Source organism: Mycolicibacterium aichiense (assembly GCF_010726245.1).
Lineage (GTDB): Bacteria > Actinomycetota > Actinomycetes > Mycobacteriales > Mycobacteriaceae > Mycobacterium > Mycobacterium aichiense.
Map to the genome: position 1 here is coordinate 1,885,900 of NZ_AP022561.1, position 18,271 is coordinate 1,904,170.

Sequence of the window (18,271 nt, forward strand, 5' to 3'; positions counted from 1 at the left end):
GCTCAACTGGATTCGATGGTGAAGTGCTCTCGAACGAGATCGCGTGCCAACGGATAGTCGTCGAGGGTGTCGGCGAGCAGGCCCGCCAGCTCGGCCACCGAGGCTGGGTCGGCATCGCGGGCCTGCAGCACGTCGCTGATCCACCACGCAGTCTCGGCGATCGGCCGCGGGTCACCAGTGAGCAGCGCCGCCGACAGTGCGTGCAGGGCCTGATTCAATGTGTCGCGGGTCAGGTTCGCGAACACGGTGTTCTGCGGCTGACGGGTCAACGACCACCGTTCGCGCAGCGACTCGACGATCCGCCGGTGGTGGAGATCCAGCTGCGCCTGCTCGGCGCTCGCCGCCGGTGAAATCTCCGGTAGCACACCGGAAACCGTCGGCAGCCCCTCCATCGCTGTGACCGCGGCGTGTGCGCTGGATGCCCACGCGGTGGCGCCCAGCGCCCGGGCGCGCACGTCGTCGTAGCCGAATGCCGGACCACCGACCAGGGTCGGCACCCCCGCCGCGGTGGCCGCCTCGATGAAGCGGCGGGTGGTCGGCAAGGCGCCCAACACCGAGCAGCTGATGGCCACCGCGTCGTGTCCGTCGTCCACAAGATGCTGACTCAGCCGCATCGGAGAGGTCGCCGCGCCCAACACGGTGGTGTCCCAGCCATGCGCACGCAATGCGCAGGCGATAATCATGGCAGGCAGTTCATGGAACTCCCGTTCGGCACAGGCGACCAGAACCGACCTATCCCGCACGGGAATTGCACTCACATAGTCTGCGACGGCGGCGGTGGCGGCCACCGAGATCGCGGTCGCGGCGTGCTCGTCGGCGACGGTCCATTCGGCGCGCTGCCAACGCATACCGACCTCGCGCTGCGATGTGGCTATCACGTCGGTGAGCACCGTCACGGGATCCACACCCTCAGTGAGCAATTGGGTGACGACACCGGTCGCCTGTGCTCGGTTCCTGCTCGCCAACGCATGCTGGTAGTCGGCCAGCGGTGTCAGCTCCCGCACGTGACCGCCAGCAGTGCCATGTCGTCGTGCGGATCACCGTCCAAATACTCCAGGACATCACGTTCGACCGCTTCGCAGATCGCCTCCCCGCCGGCTCCGGCGTAGGAAGGCAGCAGTTCGAGCAGCCGGCGCACTCCATAGAGACGGTCGTCGCGGCGGGCCTCCTCGACGCCATCGGTGAACATCAGCATGGTGTCGCCGCGCTCCAATCGCACTGCGGCAGGCCGATAGTGCACCCCGAGCTTCACCCCGGCGGCGATCCCGGACACCTCGATCTGTTCGACATCGCCGGAGGCTCGAATCACGATCGGGCCGGGGTGTCCGGCCGTGGCGACGTGCGCTTCGGCCCATTGGCCGTCCGGCCTGCCGCGCACCCGCGCGCACAGCGTGGTGACGAAGCGCCCCACCGCCTGGTCGCACAACACCGTGTTCAGCGTGTCGAGAACCCGATCGGGGCTGCGGTCGAAATGCGCCGCGGTACGGATGGTTTGGCGGGCCTGCAGGGTGAGCGCGGCGGAATCGACTCCTTTGCCACACACGTCGCCCAGGGTGAGCACCACGTCATCGCTGCTACCGACGACATCATAGAAATCGCCGCCGACCTCAAGATGCTCGACTGCGGGCCGATACCGCGCTGCGACCGAAAACCCGATGGCCGCAGGGAGTTTCGGTGGCCGGAGGCTGCGCTGCAGTGCCGCGGCCAGTTGTCCGCGCTCCTCGTAGAGCCGCGCCGAATCCAGTGCGACAGCCGCCGTCGCGCCGACCCGCTCGGCCTCGGCGATGGTGTCCGCGTCGAACAGCCGCCCCGCCGTGCGGACCAGAACGAATGCGCCCAGCGTCGTGCCCCGGGCGGTGAGTGCCAGGGTCAGCACATCCGCCGGACGCAAGGCGGCGAGTTCCTCGGCGAGGGCGCGGTGCCGCAGGCGGGTGCCGATATCGGCAAGGGACATGTCGTGACCGACGTGGCCATGGAGTCGCTGGCCGGTACGCAGCACCTGATCCAGCCCGCGCTCGGACGGCGACGACCGCGCGATGACGTCGGAGAACCCGACGTTGGCGCCGCCGTAGACGGTCAGCCCACCGGTCCGGTGATCCGGCATGGCCAGTACCGCCCAGTCCGCCAGCCCAGGCTGGACAGCGCTGAGCAGATTCAAGACGGTCCGCCGCAAATTCAGCGATCCGTTCATCGCGATCTCGACCTCGCGGTGCGCGACATCGGGCGCGAACTGGTTTGCCATTGTCTCCACGCTAGCGGGAATCGTCACCGCAAGGCCAGGCCTGGCCGTTAGAGCAAGCCAACGGCGTGAGCTAGTCTGTTCGCCGAGGTTCAAGCAGCAGCCTTCCGATAGTTGTCGCCCGCCGGCCGGGCACCGATCATCGAAGGGTGGCTTTGGACGCTTACGATTCCCGCCAGTATTGGCTGGGAAGAACCGCCGTCGTCAGTGCTTCCGGGGCACTCGATCTACTGACGTCGCCGCGTCTGGAGAAACTCGTCACCAGCACCCTCGAGCAACGCCCGGACGCCCTGATCATCGACCTGACCGATGTGAGTTTCCTCGGTTCGGCCGGCATGCAAGTGCTTGTCGACGCGTACGAGGCGACGTCCCCGAACATCGGATTCGCGGTGGTCGCCGACGGGCCCGGCACCAGCAGGCCGCTGAAGCTGATCGGATTGACCGAGGTGTTCGACGTCGTTGCGTCCCTGCAGACCGCGGTCGACCGGCTCAGCCGAGGTGCGTGAGGTCCACACGTTTCAACGCGGCCACGTCATCGGCGCCGCAGCCGTGCAGGCAGACACGCAGCTCTTCGACGAAGCCATGCAACGCTTCCAGCGCGGCGGCCGGTGACTCGATGGCCGGGGCCAGCAGCGGTCGGGCCAAAGCGACCACATCGGCACCCAACGCCAGTGCCTTTGCGGCATCGACCCCGGTGCGGATGCCGCCGGAGGCCATCAGGGGCATGCCCGGCAGGGTGGCCCGAACTTCGGTGAGGGCCTGCGCGGTCGGGACCCCCCACTCGGCGACCGCCGGGTAGCGCACCTCGCCGTAGCGCACCAGCTGTTCGACCCGGGCCCACGACGTCCCACCGGCTCCGGCGACGTCGACCGCCGCGATCGGCAGGTCCCGCAGCCGCTCGGCAGCAGCAGCCCCGATCCCGTGGCCGACCTCCTTGACCAGGATCGGGTAGGGCAGCGCTTCGGCCAGCGTGCGCAATCGCTCCAGCGAGCCGCTGAAGTCGGTGTCGCCGTTGGCCTGCATCGCCTCCTGGAGGGGATTGGTGTGAACGGCAAGTGCGTTGGCGCCGATCCGGTCCAGCGCCGCCGCGATCTTGGGCACCGCGGCATCGGAGAGCTGAGCCAGCCCGATGTTGCCGACCAACAGGACATCGGGGGCGAGGTCGCGCACGTCGAAGGATGCCGCCACAGTGCCGTCGGGGTCGTCGAGCATGATGCGCTGCGAACCCAGCATCATGCCGATCCCGAGCTTCTGCGCGGCCTCGGCGAGATTGCGATTGATCGTGCGGGACAGCTCGGCCCCGCCGGTCATCGCCCCGACCAGAACCGGCGCGCGCAGCTGCGCGCCGAGGAAGCTGGTCCCGAGGTCGACCGTGCCGAGGTTGGTCTGGGTCAGGGCGTTGTACGCAAGTCGGTAGCGCTCGAAGCCGGTCGTCACGGTCTCGTATTGCACCGGCCCGTGAAGGCAGGCGTCGATGTGGCGCAGCTTGCGGCTCGCCATACCGATTCCCAGGTCGCTTCGCTCCTGCCCGATTCCCGCGTCGTCCGTCGTCACGAGATACCCCGTACCCCAGGGGTGGCGCGGACCATCCCCGCGCCCTGAAACAATGGCACGGTGTCAGAGGGTCTCTGGATCGCTATCGCGGTCATCGCCGTCCTGGTCGTTGCTGCACTCATCATCGGTCTGGTCCGCTATCGGCGGCGCCAAATCAGTCTGCGCCGCAGCTCAGAGAGTCCCACACCAATTGACCGATCCGGCGGCTACAGCGCGTCGAGCGGCATTTCGTTCACACAATCGTCAGTAACGACCGCGCCGCCCCCAGCGCCTGCGGCGCCGCCCACGATCGACACCACGGGCCTGCCCGGGGTCGGCGACGATGCCGCACTGCCGCGCGACTCCGTCAAGCGCCCCATCGAAGATGTGCGGCTGCCCGAACCGCCGGTGGCCGAACCGCCCGCTGCCGCCGAGACCGTCGTCGACGAGCCTGCTGTCGAGCCGACCCCCGCGCCCGCCGAGGTCACGCCGACCGCGCCCGACCTCAGCGGGATCGCGCCGACCGAAGGCCGCCTCGAGCGCCTCCGCGGCCGGCTCGCCAAGTCGCAGAACGCCCTGGGCCGCAGCATGCTCGGTCTGCTCGGCGGCGGCGACCTCGACGAGGAGTCCTGGGAAGAGGTCGAGGACACCCTGCTGATCGCCGACCTGGGCCCGGTGGTGACCAGCTCGGTGATCGAGCAGCTGCGCAGCAGGCTGGCCGCAGCCACTGTGCGCACCGAGGCCGACGCCCGCGCGGTCCTGCGGGACGTGCTGATCTCCGAACTCGACCCGGGGCTCGACCGCTCCATCAAGGCGCTGCCGCACGCCGACAAGCCGTCGGTTCTGTTGGTCGTCGGCGTGAACGGAACGGGCAAGACGACGACGGTGGGCAAGCTGGCCCGCGTGCTGGTCGCCGACGGGCGCCGGGTGGTCCTCGGCGCGGCCGATACGTTCCGCGCGGCCGCCGCCGACCAGTTGCAGAGCTGGGCGTCGCGGGTCGGGGCCGACGTCGTCCGCGGCCCCGAGGGCGCCGACCCGGCGTCGGTGGCATTCGACGCGGTGGACAAAGGAATCGAGGCCGGCGCCGACGTCGTCGTCATCGACACCGCCGGGCGCCTGCACACCAAGACCGGCCTGATGGACGAGCTCGGCAAGGTCAAGCGAGTGGTGAGCAAACGTGCGGCGGTCGACGAGGTCTTGCTGGTGCTCGACGCGACGATCGGCCAGAACGGTCTGGCGCAGGCCCGGGTCTTCGCCGAGGTCGTCGACATCACTGGACTGGTGCTCACCAAACTCGACGGGACTGCCAAGGGCGGCATCGTATTTAGGGTTCAGCAGGAGCTCGGGGTGCCGGTTAAGCTCGTCGGATTGGGCGAAGGCCCCGACGATCTCGCACCGTTCGAGCCGGCCGCATTCGTCGACGCGCTGCTCGGCTAGTCCCGGAAATCGTTCTGAGCGGCACGAATTGCGGGATGTAACACCCGCGAAACGAATACTGCCGATCCGTTCACATATGCGAAACACCTAGGCGTCTTAGCTGAAACAACCACTGCGCATTGTCTTGGCCTAGGTCAACGGTGCCTAACCGTGGCATGGGTGAAGGAGAAACTGCGAGTGGATGGATTTCCCGTAATGGGTGTGCCGGACACCGGCGACACAGCATGGATGCTTGCGAGCTCCGCGCTCGTGTTGCTGATGACGCCGGGCCTGGCCTTTTTCTACGGCGGCATGGTGCGTGCCAAGGGCGTGCTCAACATGATCATGATGAGCGTCAGTGCCATGGGCGTGGTCACGGTGCTGTGGGTGCTGTACGGCTACTCACTGGCATTCGGCAACGACAAGTTCAACCTGTTCGGTGACCCCAGCCAGTACTTCGGCCTCAAGGGGCTGATCGGCGGCACCTACCTGCAACTCAAGCCGGAGGATGCGGCCGTCTCCATCCCGCTGGCCGGAACCATTCCGCAGGTCGTCTTCGTGGCCTTCCAGCTCATGTTCGCGATCATCACGGTGGCCCTGATCTCCGGTGCGGTCGCCGATCGCCTCAAGTTCGGCGGCTGGCTGGTGTTCGCCGGCCTGTGGGCCACGTTCGTGTACTTCCCGGTCGCCCACTGGGTGTTCGCCTTCGACGGTGTCACCGGTGAGACGGGCGGCTGGATTGCCAACAAGCTCAAGGCAATCGACTTCGCCGGTGGAACCGCGGTGCACATCAACTCCGGTACCGCCGGTCTGGTCCTGGCGATCATCCTGGGTAAGCGCCTCGGCTGGCCCGGCACCCCGATGCGGCCGCACAACCTGCCGTTCGTGATGCTCGGTGCGGGTCTGCTGTGGTTCGGCTGGTACGGCTTCAACGCGGGTTCCGCGGTGGGCTCCAACGGAATTGCCGGCGTCACCTTCATCACGACCACGGTCGCGACGGGTGCCGCCATGCTGGGCTGGCTGCTCACCGAGCGGATTCGCGACGGCCACGCCACCACCCTCGGTGCGGCATCGGGCATCGTGGCCGGCCTGGTCGCAATCACCCCGTCCTGCTCGTCGGTGAATGTGCTTGGCGCGCTGGCGATCGGCGCGGGTGCGGGTATCGTCTGTGCCCTCGCGGTGGGCCTGAAGTACAAGCTGGGCTTCGACGACTCGCTCGACGTAGTCGGTGTGCACCTCGTCGGCGGTCTGTTCGGCACCCTGATGGTGGGCCTGGTGGCCACCGCAGAGGCACCGGCGGCGGTTTCCGGCCTGTTCTACGGCGGTGGCTTCGATCAGTTGATCAAGCAGGCCATCGGTGCGTTCGCGGTTCTGGGGTACTCCGCTGTCGGGACAGCTATCTTGGCCTTGATCGTCAAGTACACCATCGGACTGCGGCTTGATCGCGAGGAAGAGGCATCCGGTATCGACGAAGCCGAGCACGCGGAAACCGCGTACGACTTCGCGACCGCCGGCACGGGCTCTGTTCTCGGTCGTCACGGCGCGGAGGAATGAGGGAAATGAAGCTGATTACTGCGATCGTCAAGCCGTTCACGCTGGAAGACGTCAAGACCGGTCTGGAGCAGACGGGCATCCTCGGGATGACCGTCAGCGAGGTCCAGGGATACGGACGTCAGAAGGGTCACACCGAGGTGTACCGAGGCGCGGAGTACTCCGTGGACTTCGTGCCCAAGGTGCGCGTGGAGGTCATTGTCGATGACTCCGCGGTCGACAAGGTCGTGGACGTCATCGTGCAGGCCGCACGAACCGGCAAAATCGGCGACGGCAAAGTGTGGGTCAGCCCGGTGGAGACCGTCGTTCGGGTCCGCACCGGTGAGCGGGGGTCCGACGCTCTCTGACGCAGACGTTGTGAGGTTCCTTCGCGGCCGCACCGAATAAGCGTTAGTCGAGCGTCGGCCGTTGGAGGACTGAGATGACAAAGCAATCAAGAGATTCCGCCGCCGGCGCCTCCCGATGGGAGGCACCGGCGGCGGGTTCGTCGAAACCCGCGAAAGACCTGGCCGCGGCCAACAAGCAACTGCTGGAAGGCGGTCAGCGCCACCTGGATTCGGCGGCCTTGCGCGACGCGCTGCTGGATCTGCATGAATTCTGGCTCACCACCAAGGCCACCGAGATCGGTATCACGGCCACCAGTGGGTTCGCCATCGTCGCCACCGGCGGCCTCGGCCGCCGCGAGTTCGTACCGTATTCCGACCTCGACCTGATGCTGCTGCACGACAACATGCCGGTCGACATCGTGACCCAAGTGGCCGAACTGCTCTGGTACCCCTTGTGGGACGCCAACATTCGACTGGACCACAGTGTCCGCACGGTGCCCGAAGCGCTCGCGGTGGCCAATGAGGACATCTCGGCCGGGCTCGCGATGCTCGAAGCGCGGCACATCGCCGGGGACGCCGAGCTGTCCCAGCTGTTGATCGGCGGCGCGCGACGGCAATGGCGCACCGGGATCGCCTCCCGGTTCGACGAGCTCGTCGACCTCACGCAGTCGCGCTGGCAGCGCAGCGGGCAGATCGCGCACCGCGCGGAACCCGACCTCAAATGCGGCCGGGGCGGGCTGCGCGACGTTCAGCTGCTCAACGCTCTGGCGATCGCGCAACTGGCGGATGTGTACCCGAGTCACTCGCTGGTGTCGCCGACCGGCTCACTCGGCGGCGCGCACCTGGCGCTGCTCAACGTGCGCACCGAACTGCACCGGTCGTCCAAACGCGGCCGTGACCAACTGCTGGCCCAGTTCGCCGACGAGATCGGCGCGGCCCTGCGCATCGGTGATCGCTTCGATCTTGCCCGGGTGCTCTCCGATGCGGCGCGCACCATCAGCTACTATGTGGATGCCGGGCTCCGGACCGCGGCCAATGCCCTTCCCAAGCGCGGTCTTTCGGTGCTGCGGCGGCCGACCCGTCGCCCGCTGGACGAAGGGGTGGTGGAATTCGCCGGGGAGGTGATCCTGGCCCGGGACGCCCGGCCGGAACGCGATCCCGGCCTGATCCTGCGGGTCGCGGCGGCTTCGGCGACCACCGGACTGCCGATGTCGGCGTCGACGCTGAACAGACTGGCCGCGTCCGCCCCCGAGCTGCGCACGCCGTGGCCGCGCGATGCGCTCAAGGACCTGCTGGTGCTGCTGGCCGCGGGCCCGACGACGGTGGCCACCATCGAGGCGCTCGACCGCACCGGGTTGTGGGGACGGTTGTTCCCGGAGTGGGGAGCTGTTCGCGACCTGCCGCCCCGCGACGTCGTTCACATCTGGACCGTCGACCGCCATCTCGTCGAGACGGTCTCGCGGGCAAGCACATTCACCACGCGGGTGTCTCGCCCCGACCTGTTGGTGCTGGGCGCTCTGCTGCACGACATCGGCAAGGGTCGCGGCGGGGACCACAGTGTCATCGGTGCCGAGCTGGCCGTGCAGGTCGGCACCCGGTTGGGTTTGTGGCCGTCCGATATCGACGTGCTGTCGGCGATCGTGCGTTACCACCTGCTGCTGCCGGACGTCGCGACGCGCCGGGACCTGCAGGATCCCAAGACGATCTCCGGTGTCATCGACGCACTCGGGGGCGACCCGGTGCTGCTCGAGCTGCTCGATGCCCTCGCCGAGGCGGATTCGCTGGCGACCGGGCCCGGGGTGTGGGGAGACTGGAAGGCCTCGCTGATCGGCGATCTGGTCCGACGCTGCCGGCTGATGCTGGCCGGCGAGCCGCAACCGCACGCGGATCCGATTGATCCGCAACATATTTCACTGGCCGCTGACGGCGGCGTGCACGTCGAGATGACGCCGGGGGACAGCGTGCACACCTTCAACGTCACGATGATCGCGCCGGACCGGCGCGGCTTGTTGTCGAAGGCGGCCGGGGTGCTGGCGCTCAACTCGCTGCGCGTGCATTCAGCGTCGGTCAACAGCACCGGTGGTGCGGCGATCAACACCTTCGTGGTGTCACCGCGCTTCGGTGCCCCGCCCGCGGCGGAACTTCTCCGGCAGCAGTTCATCCTTGCGCTCAGCGGCGAACTCGACGTGATGTCGGCTCTGGAGAAGCGCGACGCCGACGCCGCCCAGTACGGCACCGGCCGGGTGGGGGAGCACAAGCCCGCCGTGCCGATCAACGCCGTGCCCGCCCCACCGCGCATTCTGTGGCACGACGGCAGCGAGGAGGGCAGGCTGATCGTCGAAATCCGCACCACCGATCGCGCCGGGCTGCTCGCGACGCTCACCGGCGTGCTGGAGCGGACCGGCGCGGACATCGCCTGGGCCAAGATCACCACCCTGGGATCGTCGGTGGTCGACGCGTTCGGCATCTCGGTCCCGGCGTCGGTATCGGTCGACGAGGCGCGCAGGCGACTGGAGAACGACCTCTATGCGGTGCTGCCGACGCCGCCACCCGCCAAGCCGGTCGAAGCAGCCGGTTAGTCCCACGCGAAACCGACACCATGGTTGTGGTTGGACAAGCGGGCGCGACCATGGCGTCGATCTCGGCGCCCGACTCCGCCCGCTAGGCTTACTGCGTGTTTGAATCCCTGTCCGATCGGTTGACCGGTGCACTTACGGGCCTGCGCGGCAAAGGTCGGCTGACCGACGCCGACATCGACGCCACCACACGTGAGATCCGGCTGGCACTGCTCGAGGCCGACGTCTCGCTGCCGGTCGTGCGCGCCTTCGTCAACCGCATCAAGGAGCGTGCCCGCGGCGCCGAGGTCTCCGGAGCGCTCAACCCCGCCCAGCAGGTCGTCAAGATCGTCAACGAGGAGCTCATCGGCATCCTCGGCGGGGAGACCCGGCAGCTGGCCTTCGCCAAGAACCCGCCGACGGTCATCATGCTGGCCGGCCTGCAGGGCGCCGGTAAGACGACCCTGGCCGGCAAGCTGGCCAAGTGGCTCAAGGGCCAGGGCCACACCCCGCTGCTGGTGGCTTGCGATCTGCAGCGGCCCGGCGCGGTCAACCAGCTCAAGATCGTCGGCGAGCGCGCCGGCGTCAATGTCTTCGCTCCGCATCCGGGCACCGCACCCGACGCCGCCGATACCGAGGGTGCCGGACCCGGTGATCCGGTCGCGGTCGCCGCCGCCGGCCTGGCCGAGGCGCAGAGCAAGCATTTCGACGTCGTTATCGTCGACACCGCCGGCCGGCTGGGCATCGACGAGGTGCTCATGGAGCAGGCCTCCGCGATCCGCGACGCCGTGCACCCCGACGAGACGCTGTTCGTCCTCGACGCGATGATCGGTCAGGACGCGGTGGCCACCGCCGAAGCCTTCGGTTCCGGTGTCGGATTCACCGGCGTCGTGCTGACCAAGCTCGACGGCGACGCCCGCGGTGGTGCGGCCCTGTCGGTCCGCGAGGTGACCGGCGTGCCGATCCTGTTCGCGTCGACCGGTGAGAAGCTAGAAGACTTCGATGTCTTCCATCCCGACCGGATGGCCAGCCGGATTCTCGGCATGGGCGACGTGCTGAGCCTGATCGAACAGGCCGAGCAGGTCTTCGATCAGCAGAAGGCCGAGGAAGCCGCCGCCAAGATCGGCTCCGGAGAGCTGACGCTGGAGGACTTCCTCGAGCAGATGCTGATGATCCGCAAGATGGGCCCGATCGGCAACCTGCTGGGCATGCTGCCCGGTGCGGGCCAGATGAAGGACGCGCTGGCCACCGTCGACGACAAACAGCTCGACCGGCTGCAGGCGATCATCCGCGGCATGACGCCGCAGGAGCGAGCCGACCCGAAGATCATCAACGCCTCGCGCCGACTGCGCATCGCCAACGGCTCCGGTGTCACGGTGTCCGAGGTCAACCAGCTCGTCGATCGCTTCTTCGAGGCGCGAAAGATGATGTCGCAGATGGCCGGTGCGATGGGCATGCCGTTCGGGCGCCGTTCATCGAAGAAGGCGGCCAAGGGCAAGAACAAGCAGGCAGGCAAGAAGAAGGGCGGGCGTGGGCCGACGCCGCCGAAGGCAAATCCGTTGCTCGCCGGCGCCATGCCCGGTGGCTTCCCGGACCTGTCCGGAATGCCCGACGGCCTCAACGAATTGCCGCCCGGCCTTGCTGACTTCGATCTGTCCAAGCTGAAGTTCCCGGGCAAGAGCTAGCGTGCGGCTCCACGTTCGGGGCCGCGGCCTGCCCGACGGTCAGATCGTGGAGTGGTGGATCGTCGACGGCGTTCTGTCCGCCGAGCCGGTCGTCGACGCCGAGACCATCTTTGACGGCGGCTGGATCCTGCCCGGTCTGGTCGACGCCCACTGCCACGTCGGGCTCGGCGACGATGGCGAGATCCCGCTGGACGAGGCGATCGCCCAAGCCGAGCGCGAACGTGAGGTCGGCGCGCTGCTGCTGCGCGACTGCGGATCGCCGACCGACACCCGCAGCCTCGACGATCACCACGACCTGCCGCGGATCGTCCGGGCCGGACGGCATCTGGCCCGCCCCAAACGCTATTCGCGCGGCTTCGCCATCGAACTCGAGGACGAGTGGCAGCTGCCCGAGGCACTGGCCGCCCAGGCTCGCGCCGGCGATGGATGGGTCAAGCTGGTCGGCGACTGGATCGACCGCTCGGTGGGGGACCTGGCGCCGCTGTGGTCCGACGACGTGCTGCGCGCGGCGATCGCCGCCGTCCACGACGAGGGCGCGCGGGTCACCGCGCATGTATTCAGCGAGGACGCATTACCCGGATTGATCGGTGCGGGCATCGACTGCATCGAGCACGGCACCGGGCTGACCGACGACACCATCGCGATGATGGTCGAGCACGGCACCGCGCTGGTGCCCACGTTGATCAATATCGAAAACTTCCCCGGATTTGCCGACGCTGCAAGCAAATACCCGACGTACGCCACCCACATGCGCGAGCTCTATGCGAGCTGCTACCCGCGGGTGGCCGCGGCCAGGGAAGCAGGTGTGCCGATCTACGCGGGCAGCGACGCGGGCAGCACGATCGTCCACGGCCGGATCGCCGACGAGGTCGAAGCACTGAAGCGCATCGGGATGAACCCGACCGACGCGCTCGGCGCGGCGTGCTGGGATGCGCGCCGGTGGTTGGGCAGGCCCGTTCTCGACGACGGCGCGCCGGCGGATCTGGTGTGCTACACCGAGGATCCGCGCGGCGGCGCCGACGTCTTGTCCAACCCCGACCGGGTGATCCTGCGCGGCCGGGTGTACTAGATCAGGCGGCGATGGACAGGGTCACGGTCGCGGCGGGCAACGACGCGTCGGACACGGCCTTCTGAGCGGTGACGAGCCCGAAGTTATCTGCGCCCCACGAATCCATGAATGCCTTGATGGGGATGCCGACACTGCCCTTGCTCAGATTGCCGTCGTTGAGGTAGACGAGTCCGGCCTTGATGTCGACGCCGGTCACCACGACCATGTGATTGGTTTCGGTTGCGATGGTGTCGCTGACTTGCCCATTGGCTGCCTTGACGATGGAATCCGCATCGACATCGACCATGGCCGCCTTGCCCTCGGCGAGGGCAGCCGAGAGGGCAGTCAGTGCCCGGTTTCCGTCCGCTGCCTTGACCTCTGCCGCCTCTTTCCGCGATTGGCCGCCCCGCGGCGCGGTCTTGTACGTCGTATAGGTCCCGTCGATACCGAACTGCTTCAACAGGGCTACGCCATCAGTGATCGTCAGCCCAGCGAACTTGGTTTCTGCCTGGGTGCCCAGGTACATCTTTCGCGGCGGGTTCGACACACTGGTCGTGTTCTTCGCCAGCGTGATCATGTACTGCTCGGTCAGCAAGTTCCCGGTCAGCTGGCCGATGATCCCCGCGTCTGCGACCAGGACACAGCTGTTGTCGACCTGCTGGTCCTGGTACCACTTCGCGTTCGCGTCGGGAGTCCCGTACTGGCCGGTGCCGGTGACCGCGATCGTGATCGTCTTTTCGACGGTGTCCGGTTTGGCCGCCCCGAGGGCGACCGCCATCGAGTGCAGCGCGAGTTGGAGCTGGCCCAGCACGCCGGGCAGCTTGGCGGCGCCCCCGTTGCTGACCGCGACCGTGAACTGATCGGTGATGCCCGGCGTGATGAGGTCGTTGCGGGCGACGTAGCTGTAATTACCGGTGTTCGGGTCGAAACTCAGTTCGCCGTACTTGGGTTGCTGGGTGACCTTGTAGGTCAGGCCGAGCCCGTTGTTGCTGGCGCCGTTGATGGCACCCGTGATCTCTTTGTTGTCACCGGTTTGCGCGTTTTGGGTGGGATGGGCCGATGGCGCTCTGTTGAAGAACGTGTATCGGAGCACCGCCTCCGGTGTCGGCAGCTGCGGTGCCGCGGAGGCTTTGGTCTTGGGCGCGACGGTGTCCGGAACCAGCGACAGGGACGCCCGAGATGTCGGCGTGCTTGCGGCAGCGCTGGTGGGGCCGGTCTTCGGTGCGAGGTTGGCAGCCGTTCTACGCGACGATCCCGTCGAATCATGCTTTGTCGCAGGGGAGTTCGATGCGCCCGAGCTGGCGTGCGACGCTGAGCCGGACGACCCGGTGTCGGCGTAGGCCACTGCGGTGCCACTGACCACCGCCGCGCCGAGGCCCGCGGCCATCGTGGCTGCGGCGAGCCACGCGGCGAATTTGTGTGCGGCCCTGCGCCTGCGCGTCTGACCCGTGTTGAAATCCATCAACGATCCCCGTCCCGAAACCAACGTTGATAAGAACGGCCGATATCGGCCGTCCTGAGAGTAGAGCTAATTAGCTCGCAAGGTCGTCAATTCGGCAATATCAGTGAATCGTTGATCTTTCCGATATCAAGTGGATAGCGCCGCGTTTGCGGTGGTTCATGCGGGGTAGTGGCTGAAGCCCCAGTCGAGCAGTTGAGCGGCCTGATTCCACAGATCGTCGTCGCCGTACATCTCCACCACGATCAGCCGGTGCCCGCCCCGTTGCGCCATGCCGACGTAGGTTTCGCGGGCCAGGTCGGTGTAGCCGCTCTTGCCGCCGATGAAGCCGGGGTAGCTGCGCAGCAGGCGATCCTGGTTCTTGATCTCCCGGTACCCCGACCGGTCGGGGAACTGCGCCGAGGTCTGATGGACGATCTGCACGAACAGGGGATAGCGCAACGCCTCCCGGTAGATCAACGCCAAATCGTGTGGCGTGGTGACCGACTCCCAGCCCGGCCCGTCCAGCCCTGACGGCGATCCGGCTCGGGTGCTGCGGGCGCCCAGTTGGTAGGCCTTCGCATTCATCTTCTGCACTGCAGCACGCTGTCCGCCGAGCATGTCGGCAAGCAGATTGGCGGCGTCGTTTCCCGACACCAGCAGCAGTCCGTCGAGCAGCTGGCGCGCGGTGTAGATCTGGCCGGGCACCAGCCCGACGCAGGAGCATTCGACGCCGGTGTTGGCCGCCGTCGCCCGGATCGCGGCGTTGGGCGCCAACGTGTCGAGCACGACCATCGCCAGCAGCGGCTTGATGGTGCTCGCCGGTGCGTGCGCGCTATAGGGTTCGCGGCTACCCAGAATCTGGCCGGTGTCGAGGTCGGCGACCAGCCAGGCCCGCGCCGGACCGTCGGGCGGAGCAGTCACCGCTCCGGCCGGCTGCGGGGTTGGCGCGGCCGCGGCCGGCGCCACCACCACCAGGGACATGGCGATGCCCAACATCGCGACGAATGGGCGGGCCGGCATGAGTGCCGACGCTAACCAGACTGCGCCTCGGCAACGACGCGGGCGAGTCTCGAATGCATTGCGATGACGGGCGATGCGTTTAACGCGTGGCGACGAGCATGGTGATCAATTCAGGAGATGCTGTTTTAAAGGGGACGCTGAGAGGTAGGTCACAGTAAAGTTTTCGCCACACACATGCGTGATGTGGCACTGAACAGCTGGGGAGAGACTGTGAAGATCGCGAAAATGGCCGGGGTGGCCGCCACCGTCGTCACATTGGGCATGGCCGGCGTCTGCGCCGCGCCGGCGTGGGCGACTGACAGCGTGCGGGTGTTCGGCGAGCAGGAAACCTTGAACGGGCCCAACGGCCTGCCGTACATCGGCTACGTCGTGGGCAAGCTCAAGCCGAGTTCGGATCCAGTGCCACACAACGGCACGTTGTATTCGGCCAAGCTGACGATCGACGGGATGGGCGGCAGCTACCCGCCGTTCATCGAGCGCTTCGGTGCCCGGGCTGAGTCCGGCGATTTCTACCCGTCCATCTGGGGGGCGTCGAACGGCGCAAAACTCTACTTCGATGTCGTGGGAGACATCCCCAATAGCGTTGTCTTCAACGACGGCACCCGCGACCTTCTGGCCTGGGTGCCGGGTGATCCGGGAAGCACCGCGGCGCCGGTCGTCGTCCCGGATTCCGATGAGAATTTCCAGGTCGCGCCGGACAACCAGGCCCCGGCCGGTGCTCCGCCGTCGGGAGACAACTCGGCGATCGTGGCAACCCCCAACGACCTGGCCACCTCGCCGTATCAGATCACCGAAGGTGAGGCCGCGCAGCCCGGGTTCAACGGGGGCGGCGGACGGCGCTAACCGGGCGGACTACAGGGCGGCGACGCTCTCGGACGGGTTCTGGGCGAAGCCCCAATCCAGCAGCGCCGCCGCCTGATCCCAGTACGTCGGGCCACCTTCGTGGATCAGCCCGTACATCATCGCGATCACCAGACGGCGGCCGCCACGGTCGGCGGCACCGACGAACGTCTTGCGTGCGGCGTCGGTGAAGCCGGTCTTGCCGCCGATCGCGCCGGGATATCGGGCCAGCAGTTCGTCCTGATTCACCAGTGCCTTATCGCCGGCGTCGCCGGGAAACATCGCCACCGGCTGGGCGGTGATCTGCGCGAAGACCGGGTTGGCCATCGCGGCGCGGAAGATCGCGGCGAGGTCATGCGGCGTGGTCCAGCCCGGGCCACCCGCCCCGTCCAGGCCGGACGGTGTGGTGGCGTGGGTGTTGGTCGCTCCGATCGCGAGGGCCTTGGCGTTCATCTTGTCGACCGCTTCCTGGTAGCCGCCGAGCATGTCGGCCAAGGTGTTCGCGGCGTCATTGCCCGACACCAGCAGCAGCCCGTCGAGCAGCTGACGCGCGGTGTAGACGCGACCGGGTCGCACACCGGCGCAATTGCATTCGACCAGGGTGTCGGAGTTGCTGGCGACGACCGTCGCGTTCAGATCGGGCAGCTCGTCCAGAGCCGTCAGGGCCAGCAGTGTCTTGATCGTGCTGGCCGGCGGATGCGCGGTGTACATGTCACGACCGGCCAGTACCTGGCCGGTGTCCATGTCGGCCACGATCCACGCGGGCGCGGGTCCATCGGGGATCGGCACCGAGCCCGGTGGCTGATCGACGGTGTCCGCGTTGGCAATTCCTGCCGTCGCCGTCAATACCGTGAGCGCCGTCGTCAGGCCCGCGAGAAGTCTGCGCATGGGCCCTGAGCCTAACCCGCTCGGTCAGTAGACGTCGCGCACGTACCGATGGGCTTTGATCAGCTCGTTGACGTAGGAGTGCGCGGCGGCGGCGTCCATGTCACCGGCCTCGGCGACGATCTCGTGCAGGGCTGCGTCGACGTCCTTGGCCATTCGCTCGGCGTCACCGCAGACATATAGATGCGCGCCGCCGTCGAGCCACGCGAACAACTCTCGCGCGTTGTCTTTCATGCGGTGCTGGACGTAGGTTTTCGGCCCGGCGCTTTCCCGCGAGAAGGCCAGGTCCAGTCGGGTCAGTGTGCCGGACTCGTGGAATCGCGTCAGCTCGTCGCCGTACAGGAAGTCGGTGTGGCGCCGCCGGTCGCCGAAGAACAGCCAGGATCTGCCCGGCGCAGCGGTCGCCTGGCGTTCATGCAGGAACGCGCGGAACGGCGCGATGCCGGTTCCCGGCCCGACCATGATGATCGGTACATCCGGGGCCGGCAGCCGGAAATTGTGGTTGGGCCGCAGGTGAATTCGCACCGACTGCCCACTGGAGACCTTGTCGGCCAGAAATGTGGAAGCCACGCCGCCGCGGGCGCGATCTCGGCAGTGGTAGCGCACGGTCGCCACCGTCAGGTGCAGCCGGTCCGGATGGGCCAACGGACTCGAGGCGATCGAATAGTCGCGAAACTGTAAGGGCCGCAACGTTTCCAGTACCTCGTCTGGCTCCAGATCGGCAAGGTCGAGCAGGTCGAGCACGTCGCGGCCGTACAGCCACGACGACACCACCGCGGGATCGGGGGAGCGCAACGCCGCGGCGGCCTCGGTGTCGCCGGTGCGAGCGGCGACCAGCGCCTGCAATGCCCGTGAGGGCGAGCAGATGTCGAGGTCGGTGGCGAGCAGTTCGCCCAGGGGCCGATCGCTGCCCGCGGCGACGTAGGTGCCGTCGACGCCGAGCTTGGCCAGCACGGCCTCGACGAGCACGGGATTGTTGACCGGATGCACGGCCACCGAATCGCCGGCCTGATACGTGATGCCGGAGTCCGCGAGATCCAGCTCGATATGGCGGACTTCCTTGTCGGACTCCGGCGCCGTCAGCAGCCGGTTCACCAGGGCGGTCGAGGTGAAGGGATTGGCGTCGGTCCACGGGGTGGCTTCATGACGGCGGTGCGGCGCCGCCTTGGGGGCAGGGGGTTCTCCGGAGGCGGGTGCCGCGGCGGCCGCCTCGATGAGGATCTTGGCGATGTCGGCGATCCACTCGCGAGCGTCGCCCTCCCGGTAGCAGTCGTATTCGGCACGCTCGGACAGCGCATGAGCGCCCAGTTCGGCGAGGCGGGCATCGATGATCCGGCCGGCGTTGCAGAACAGGTCGTAGGAGCTGTCGCCCAGCGCCAGGACCGCATAGCCGAGGCCGTCGAGCCGGGTGTCGGAAGCCGCCAGCTCCTCCCAGAACACGGTGCCGTTGTCGGGGACCTCGCCCTCGCCGAACGTCGACGCCACCACGACGATGTGGGTCGCGGCCCGGACCTCGTCGAGGGCGACGTCGTTCAGCTCGGTTTCGGTGGCGTCGATCCCGGCTTCTTTCATCGCGTCGGCCAGCTGCATGGCGATGTACTCGGCGGTGCCCATGTCGCTGGCGTAGCCGATGATCAGCGAGAAACCGGGTCGCTCCAGCACACCTGCTCCGATCTGATTTGGTTAGGCAAACCTTAGTAGAAAGTGTCCCGCAGGTGTGGACCACGTCCGC

General features: G+C 67.5%; 15 protein-coding genes. 8 read left to right on the plus strand and 7 right to left on the minus strand.

Annotation, left to right across the window (positions count from 1 at the left end; all coding sequences use genetic code 11):
* Positions 1-2: 2 nt before the first annotated feature.
* Positions 3-1,004 carry a cobalamin B12-binding domain-containing protein gene (locus tag G6N32_RS09110; RefSeq protein WP_115319318.1) on the minus strand — a complete coding sequence of 334 codons (1,002 nt, stop codon included), beginning with the start codon at positions 1,002-1,004 and terminating at the stop codon, positions 3-5.
* A complete protein-coding gene (locus tag G6N32_RS09115; protein ID WP_115319319.1) occupies positions 992-2,242 on the minus strand; it encodes a PP2C family protein-serine/threonine phosphatase in 1,251 nt (416 codons plus the stop codon). The genes G6N32_RS09110 and G6N32_RS09115 overlap by 13 nt, the downstream gene beginning before the upstream one ends.
* Before the next feature lie 146 nt (positions 2,243-2,388).
* Between G6N32_RS09115 and G6N32_RS09120 the strand changes: the two genes are divergently transcribed.
* Positions 2,389-2,745 (plus strand): STAS domain-containing protein, encoded by a 357-nt coding sequence (locus tag G6N32_RS09120; protein ID WP_308213156.1) that lies wholly within the window; start codon positions 2,389-2,391, stop codon positions 2,743-2,745.
* Here G6N32_RS09120 and fni read toward each other — a convergent pair.
* Entirely contained in the window at positions 2,729-3,739 is a 1,011-nt protein-coding gene (fni, locus tag G6N32_RS09125; RefSeq protein ID WP_115321033.1) for a type 2 isopentenyl-diphosphate Delta-isomerase, read from the minus strand. The two genes, G6N32_RS09120 and fni, sit on opposite strands and share 17 nt — an antisense overlap.
* A 114-nt stretch (positions 3,740-3,853) precedes the next feature.
* Here fni and ftsY point away from each other — a divergent pair, with 114 nt between their 5' ends.
* From ftsY to G6N32_RS09155, 6 genes are all read left to right on the plus strand, one after another.
* Positions 3,854-5,209: a signal recognition particle-docking protein FtsY gene (gene ftsY, locus G6N32_RS09130; RefSeq protein WP_115319320.1), complete on the plus strand. Its 1,356-nt coding sequence runs from the start codon at positions 3,854-3,856 to the stop codon at positions 5,207-5,209.
* A 195-nt stretch (positions 5,210-5,404) separates the two neighbouring features.
* Positions 5,405-6,742 (plus strand): ammonium transporter, encoded by a 1,338-nt coding sequence (locus G6N32_RS09135; RefSeq protein ID WP_115319321.1) that lies wholly within the window; start codon positions 5,405-5,407, stop codon positions 6,740-6,742.
* Positions 6,743-6,747: 5 nt separating this feature from the next.
* Positions 6,748-7,086: a P-II family nitrogen regulator gene (locus G6N32_RS09140; RefSeq protein WP_036339085.1), complete on the plus strand. Its 339-nt coding sequence runs from the start codon at positions 6,748-6,750 to the stop codon at positions 7,084-7,086.
* Between the two features lie 74 nt (positions 7,087-7,160).
* Positions 7,161-9,644: a [protein-PII] uridylyltransferase gene (locus tag G6N32_RS09145; protein ID WP_115319322.1), complete on the plus strand. Its 2,484-nt coding sequence runs from the start codon at positions 7,161-7,163 to the stop codon at positions 9,642-9,644.
* A 95-nt stretch (positions 9,645-9,739) separates the two neighbouring features.
* Complete coding sequence (gene ffh / locus G6N32_RS09150) at positions 9,740-11,305, plus strand: signal recognition particle protein (protein ID WP_115319323.1); 1,566 nt, start codon at positions 9,740-9,742, stop codon at positions 11,303-11,305.
* A gap of 1 nt (position 11,306) precedes the next feature.
* Positions 11,307-12,374, plus strand: a complete 1,068-nt coding sequence (locus tag G6N32_RS09155) for a metal-dependent hydrolase family protein (RefSeq protein ID WP_115319324.1) — start codon at positions 11,307-11,309, stop codon at positions 12,372-12,374.
* 1 nt (position 12,375) lies between these two features.
* On the opposite strand, the gene G6N32_RS09160 is transcribed toward G6N32_RS09155, so the two are convergent.
* Both G6N32_RS09160 and G6N32_RS09165 read right to left on the minus strand, forming a co-directional pair.
* Positions 12,376-13,815: a hypothetical protein gene (locus G6N32_RS09160; RefSeq protein ID WP_115319325.1), complete on the minus strand. Its 1,440-nt coding sequence runs from the start codon at positions 13,813-13,815 to the stop codon at positions 12,376-12,378.
* A gap of 156 nt (positions 13,816-13,971) precedes the next feature.
* Positions 13,972-14,814: a D-alanyl-D-alanine carboxypeptidase family protein gene (locus G6N32_RS09165; protein ID WP_115319326.1), complete on the minus strand. Its 843-nt coding sequence runs from the start codon at positions 14,812-14,814 to the stop codon at positions 13,972-13,974.
* Between the two features lie 210 nt (positions 14,815-15,024).
* On the opposite strand from G6N32_RS09165, the gene G6N32_RS09170 reads away from it, so the two are divergent.
* Positions 15,025-15,657, plus strand: coding sequence for a DUF1942 domain-containing protein (locus G6N32_RS09170; protein WP_115321034.1), 633 nt, complete (start codon positions 15,025-15,027; stop codon positions 15,655-15,657).
* A 9-nt stretch (positions 15,658-15,666) separates the two neighbouring features.
* Here G6N32_RS09170 and G6N32_RS09175 read toward each other — a convergent pair whose 3' ends face one another.
* Positions 15,667-16,542 carry a D-alanyl-D-alanine carboxypeptidase family protein gene (locus G6N32_RS09175; RefSeq protein WP_115319327.1) on the minus strand — a complete coding sequence of 292 codons (876 nt, stop codon included), beginning with the start codon at positions 16,540-16,542 and terminating at the stop codon, positions 15,667-15,669.
* A gap of 24 nt (positions 16,543-16,566) precedes the next feature.
* Entirely contained in the window at positions 16,567-18,201 is a 1,635-nt protein-coding gene (locus G6N32_RS09180) for a sulfite reductase subunit alpha (RefSeq protein WP_115319328.1), read from the minus strand.
* Positions 18,202-18,271: the final 70 nt, after the last annotated feature.

Bases quoted from the DNA above. Each gene is read 5' to 3' on its own strand.
- G6N32_RS09145 (WP_115319322.1), top strand. From the start codon at position 7,161: ATGACAAAGCAATCAAGAGATTCCGCCGCCGGCGCCTCCCGATGGGAG.
- G6N32_RS09140 (WP_036339085.1), top strand. From the start codon at position 6,748: ATGAAGCTGATTACTGCGATCGTCAAGCCGTTCACGCTGGAAGACGTC.
- G6N32_RS09165 (WP_115319326.1), bottom strand. From the start codon at position 14,814: ATGCCGGCCCGCCCATTCGTCGCGATGTTGGGCATCGCCATGTCCCTG.
- G6N32_RS09160 (WP_115319325.1), bottom strand. From the start codon at position 13,815: ATGGATTTCAACACGGGTCAGACGCGCAGGCGCAGGGCCGCACACAAA.
- fni (WP_115321033.1), bottom strand. From the start codon at position 3,739: ATGGCGAGCCGCAAGCTGCGCCACATCGACGCCTGCCTTCACGGGCCG.
- G6N32_RS09135 (WP_115319321.1), top strand. From the start codon at position 5,405: ATGGGTGTGCCGGACACCGGCGACACAGCATGGATGCTTGCGAGCTCC.
- G6N32_RS09175 (WP_115319327.1), bottom strand. From the start codon at position 16,542: ATGCGCAGACTTCTCGCGGGCCTGACGACGGCGCTCACGGTATTGACG.
- G6N32_RS09115 (WP_115319319.1), bottom strand. From the start codon at position 2,242: ATGGCAAACCAGTTCGCGCCCGATGTCGCGCACCGCGAGGTCGAGATC.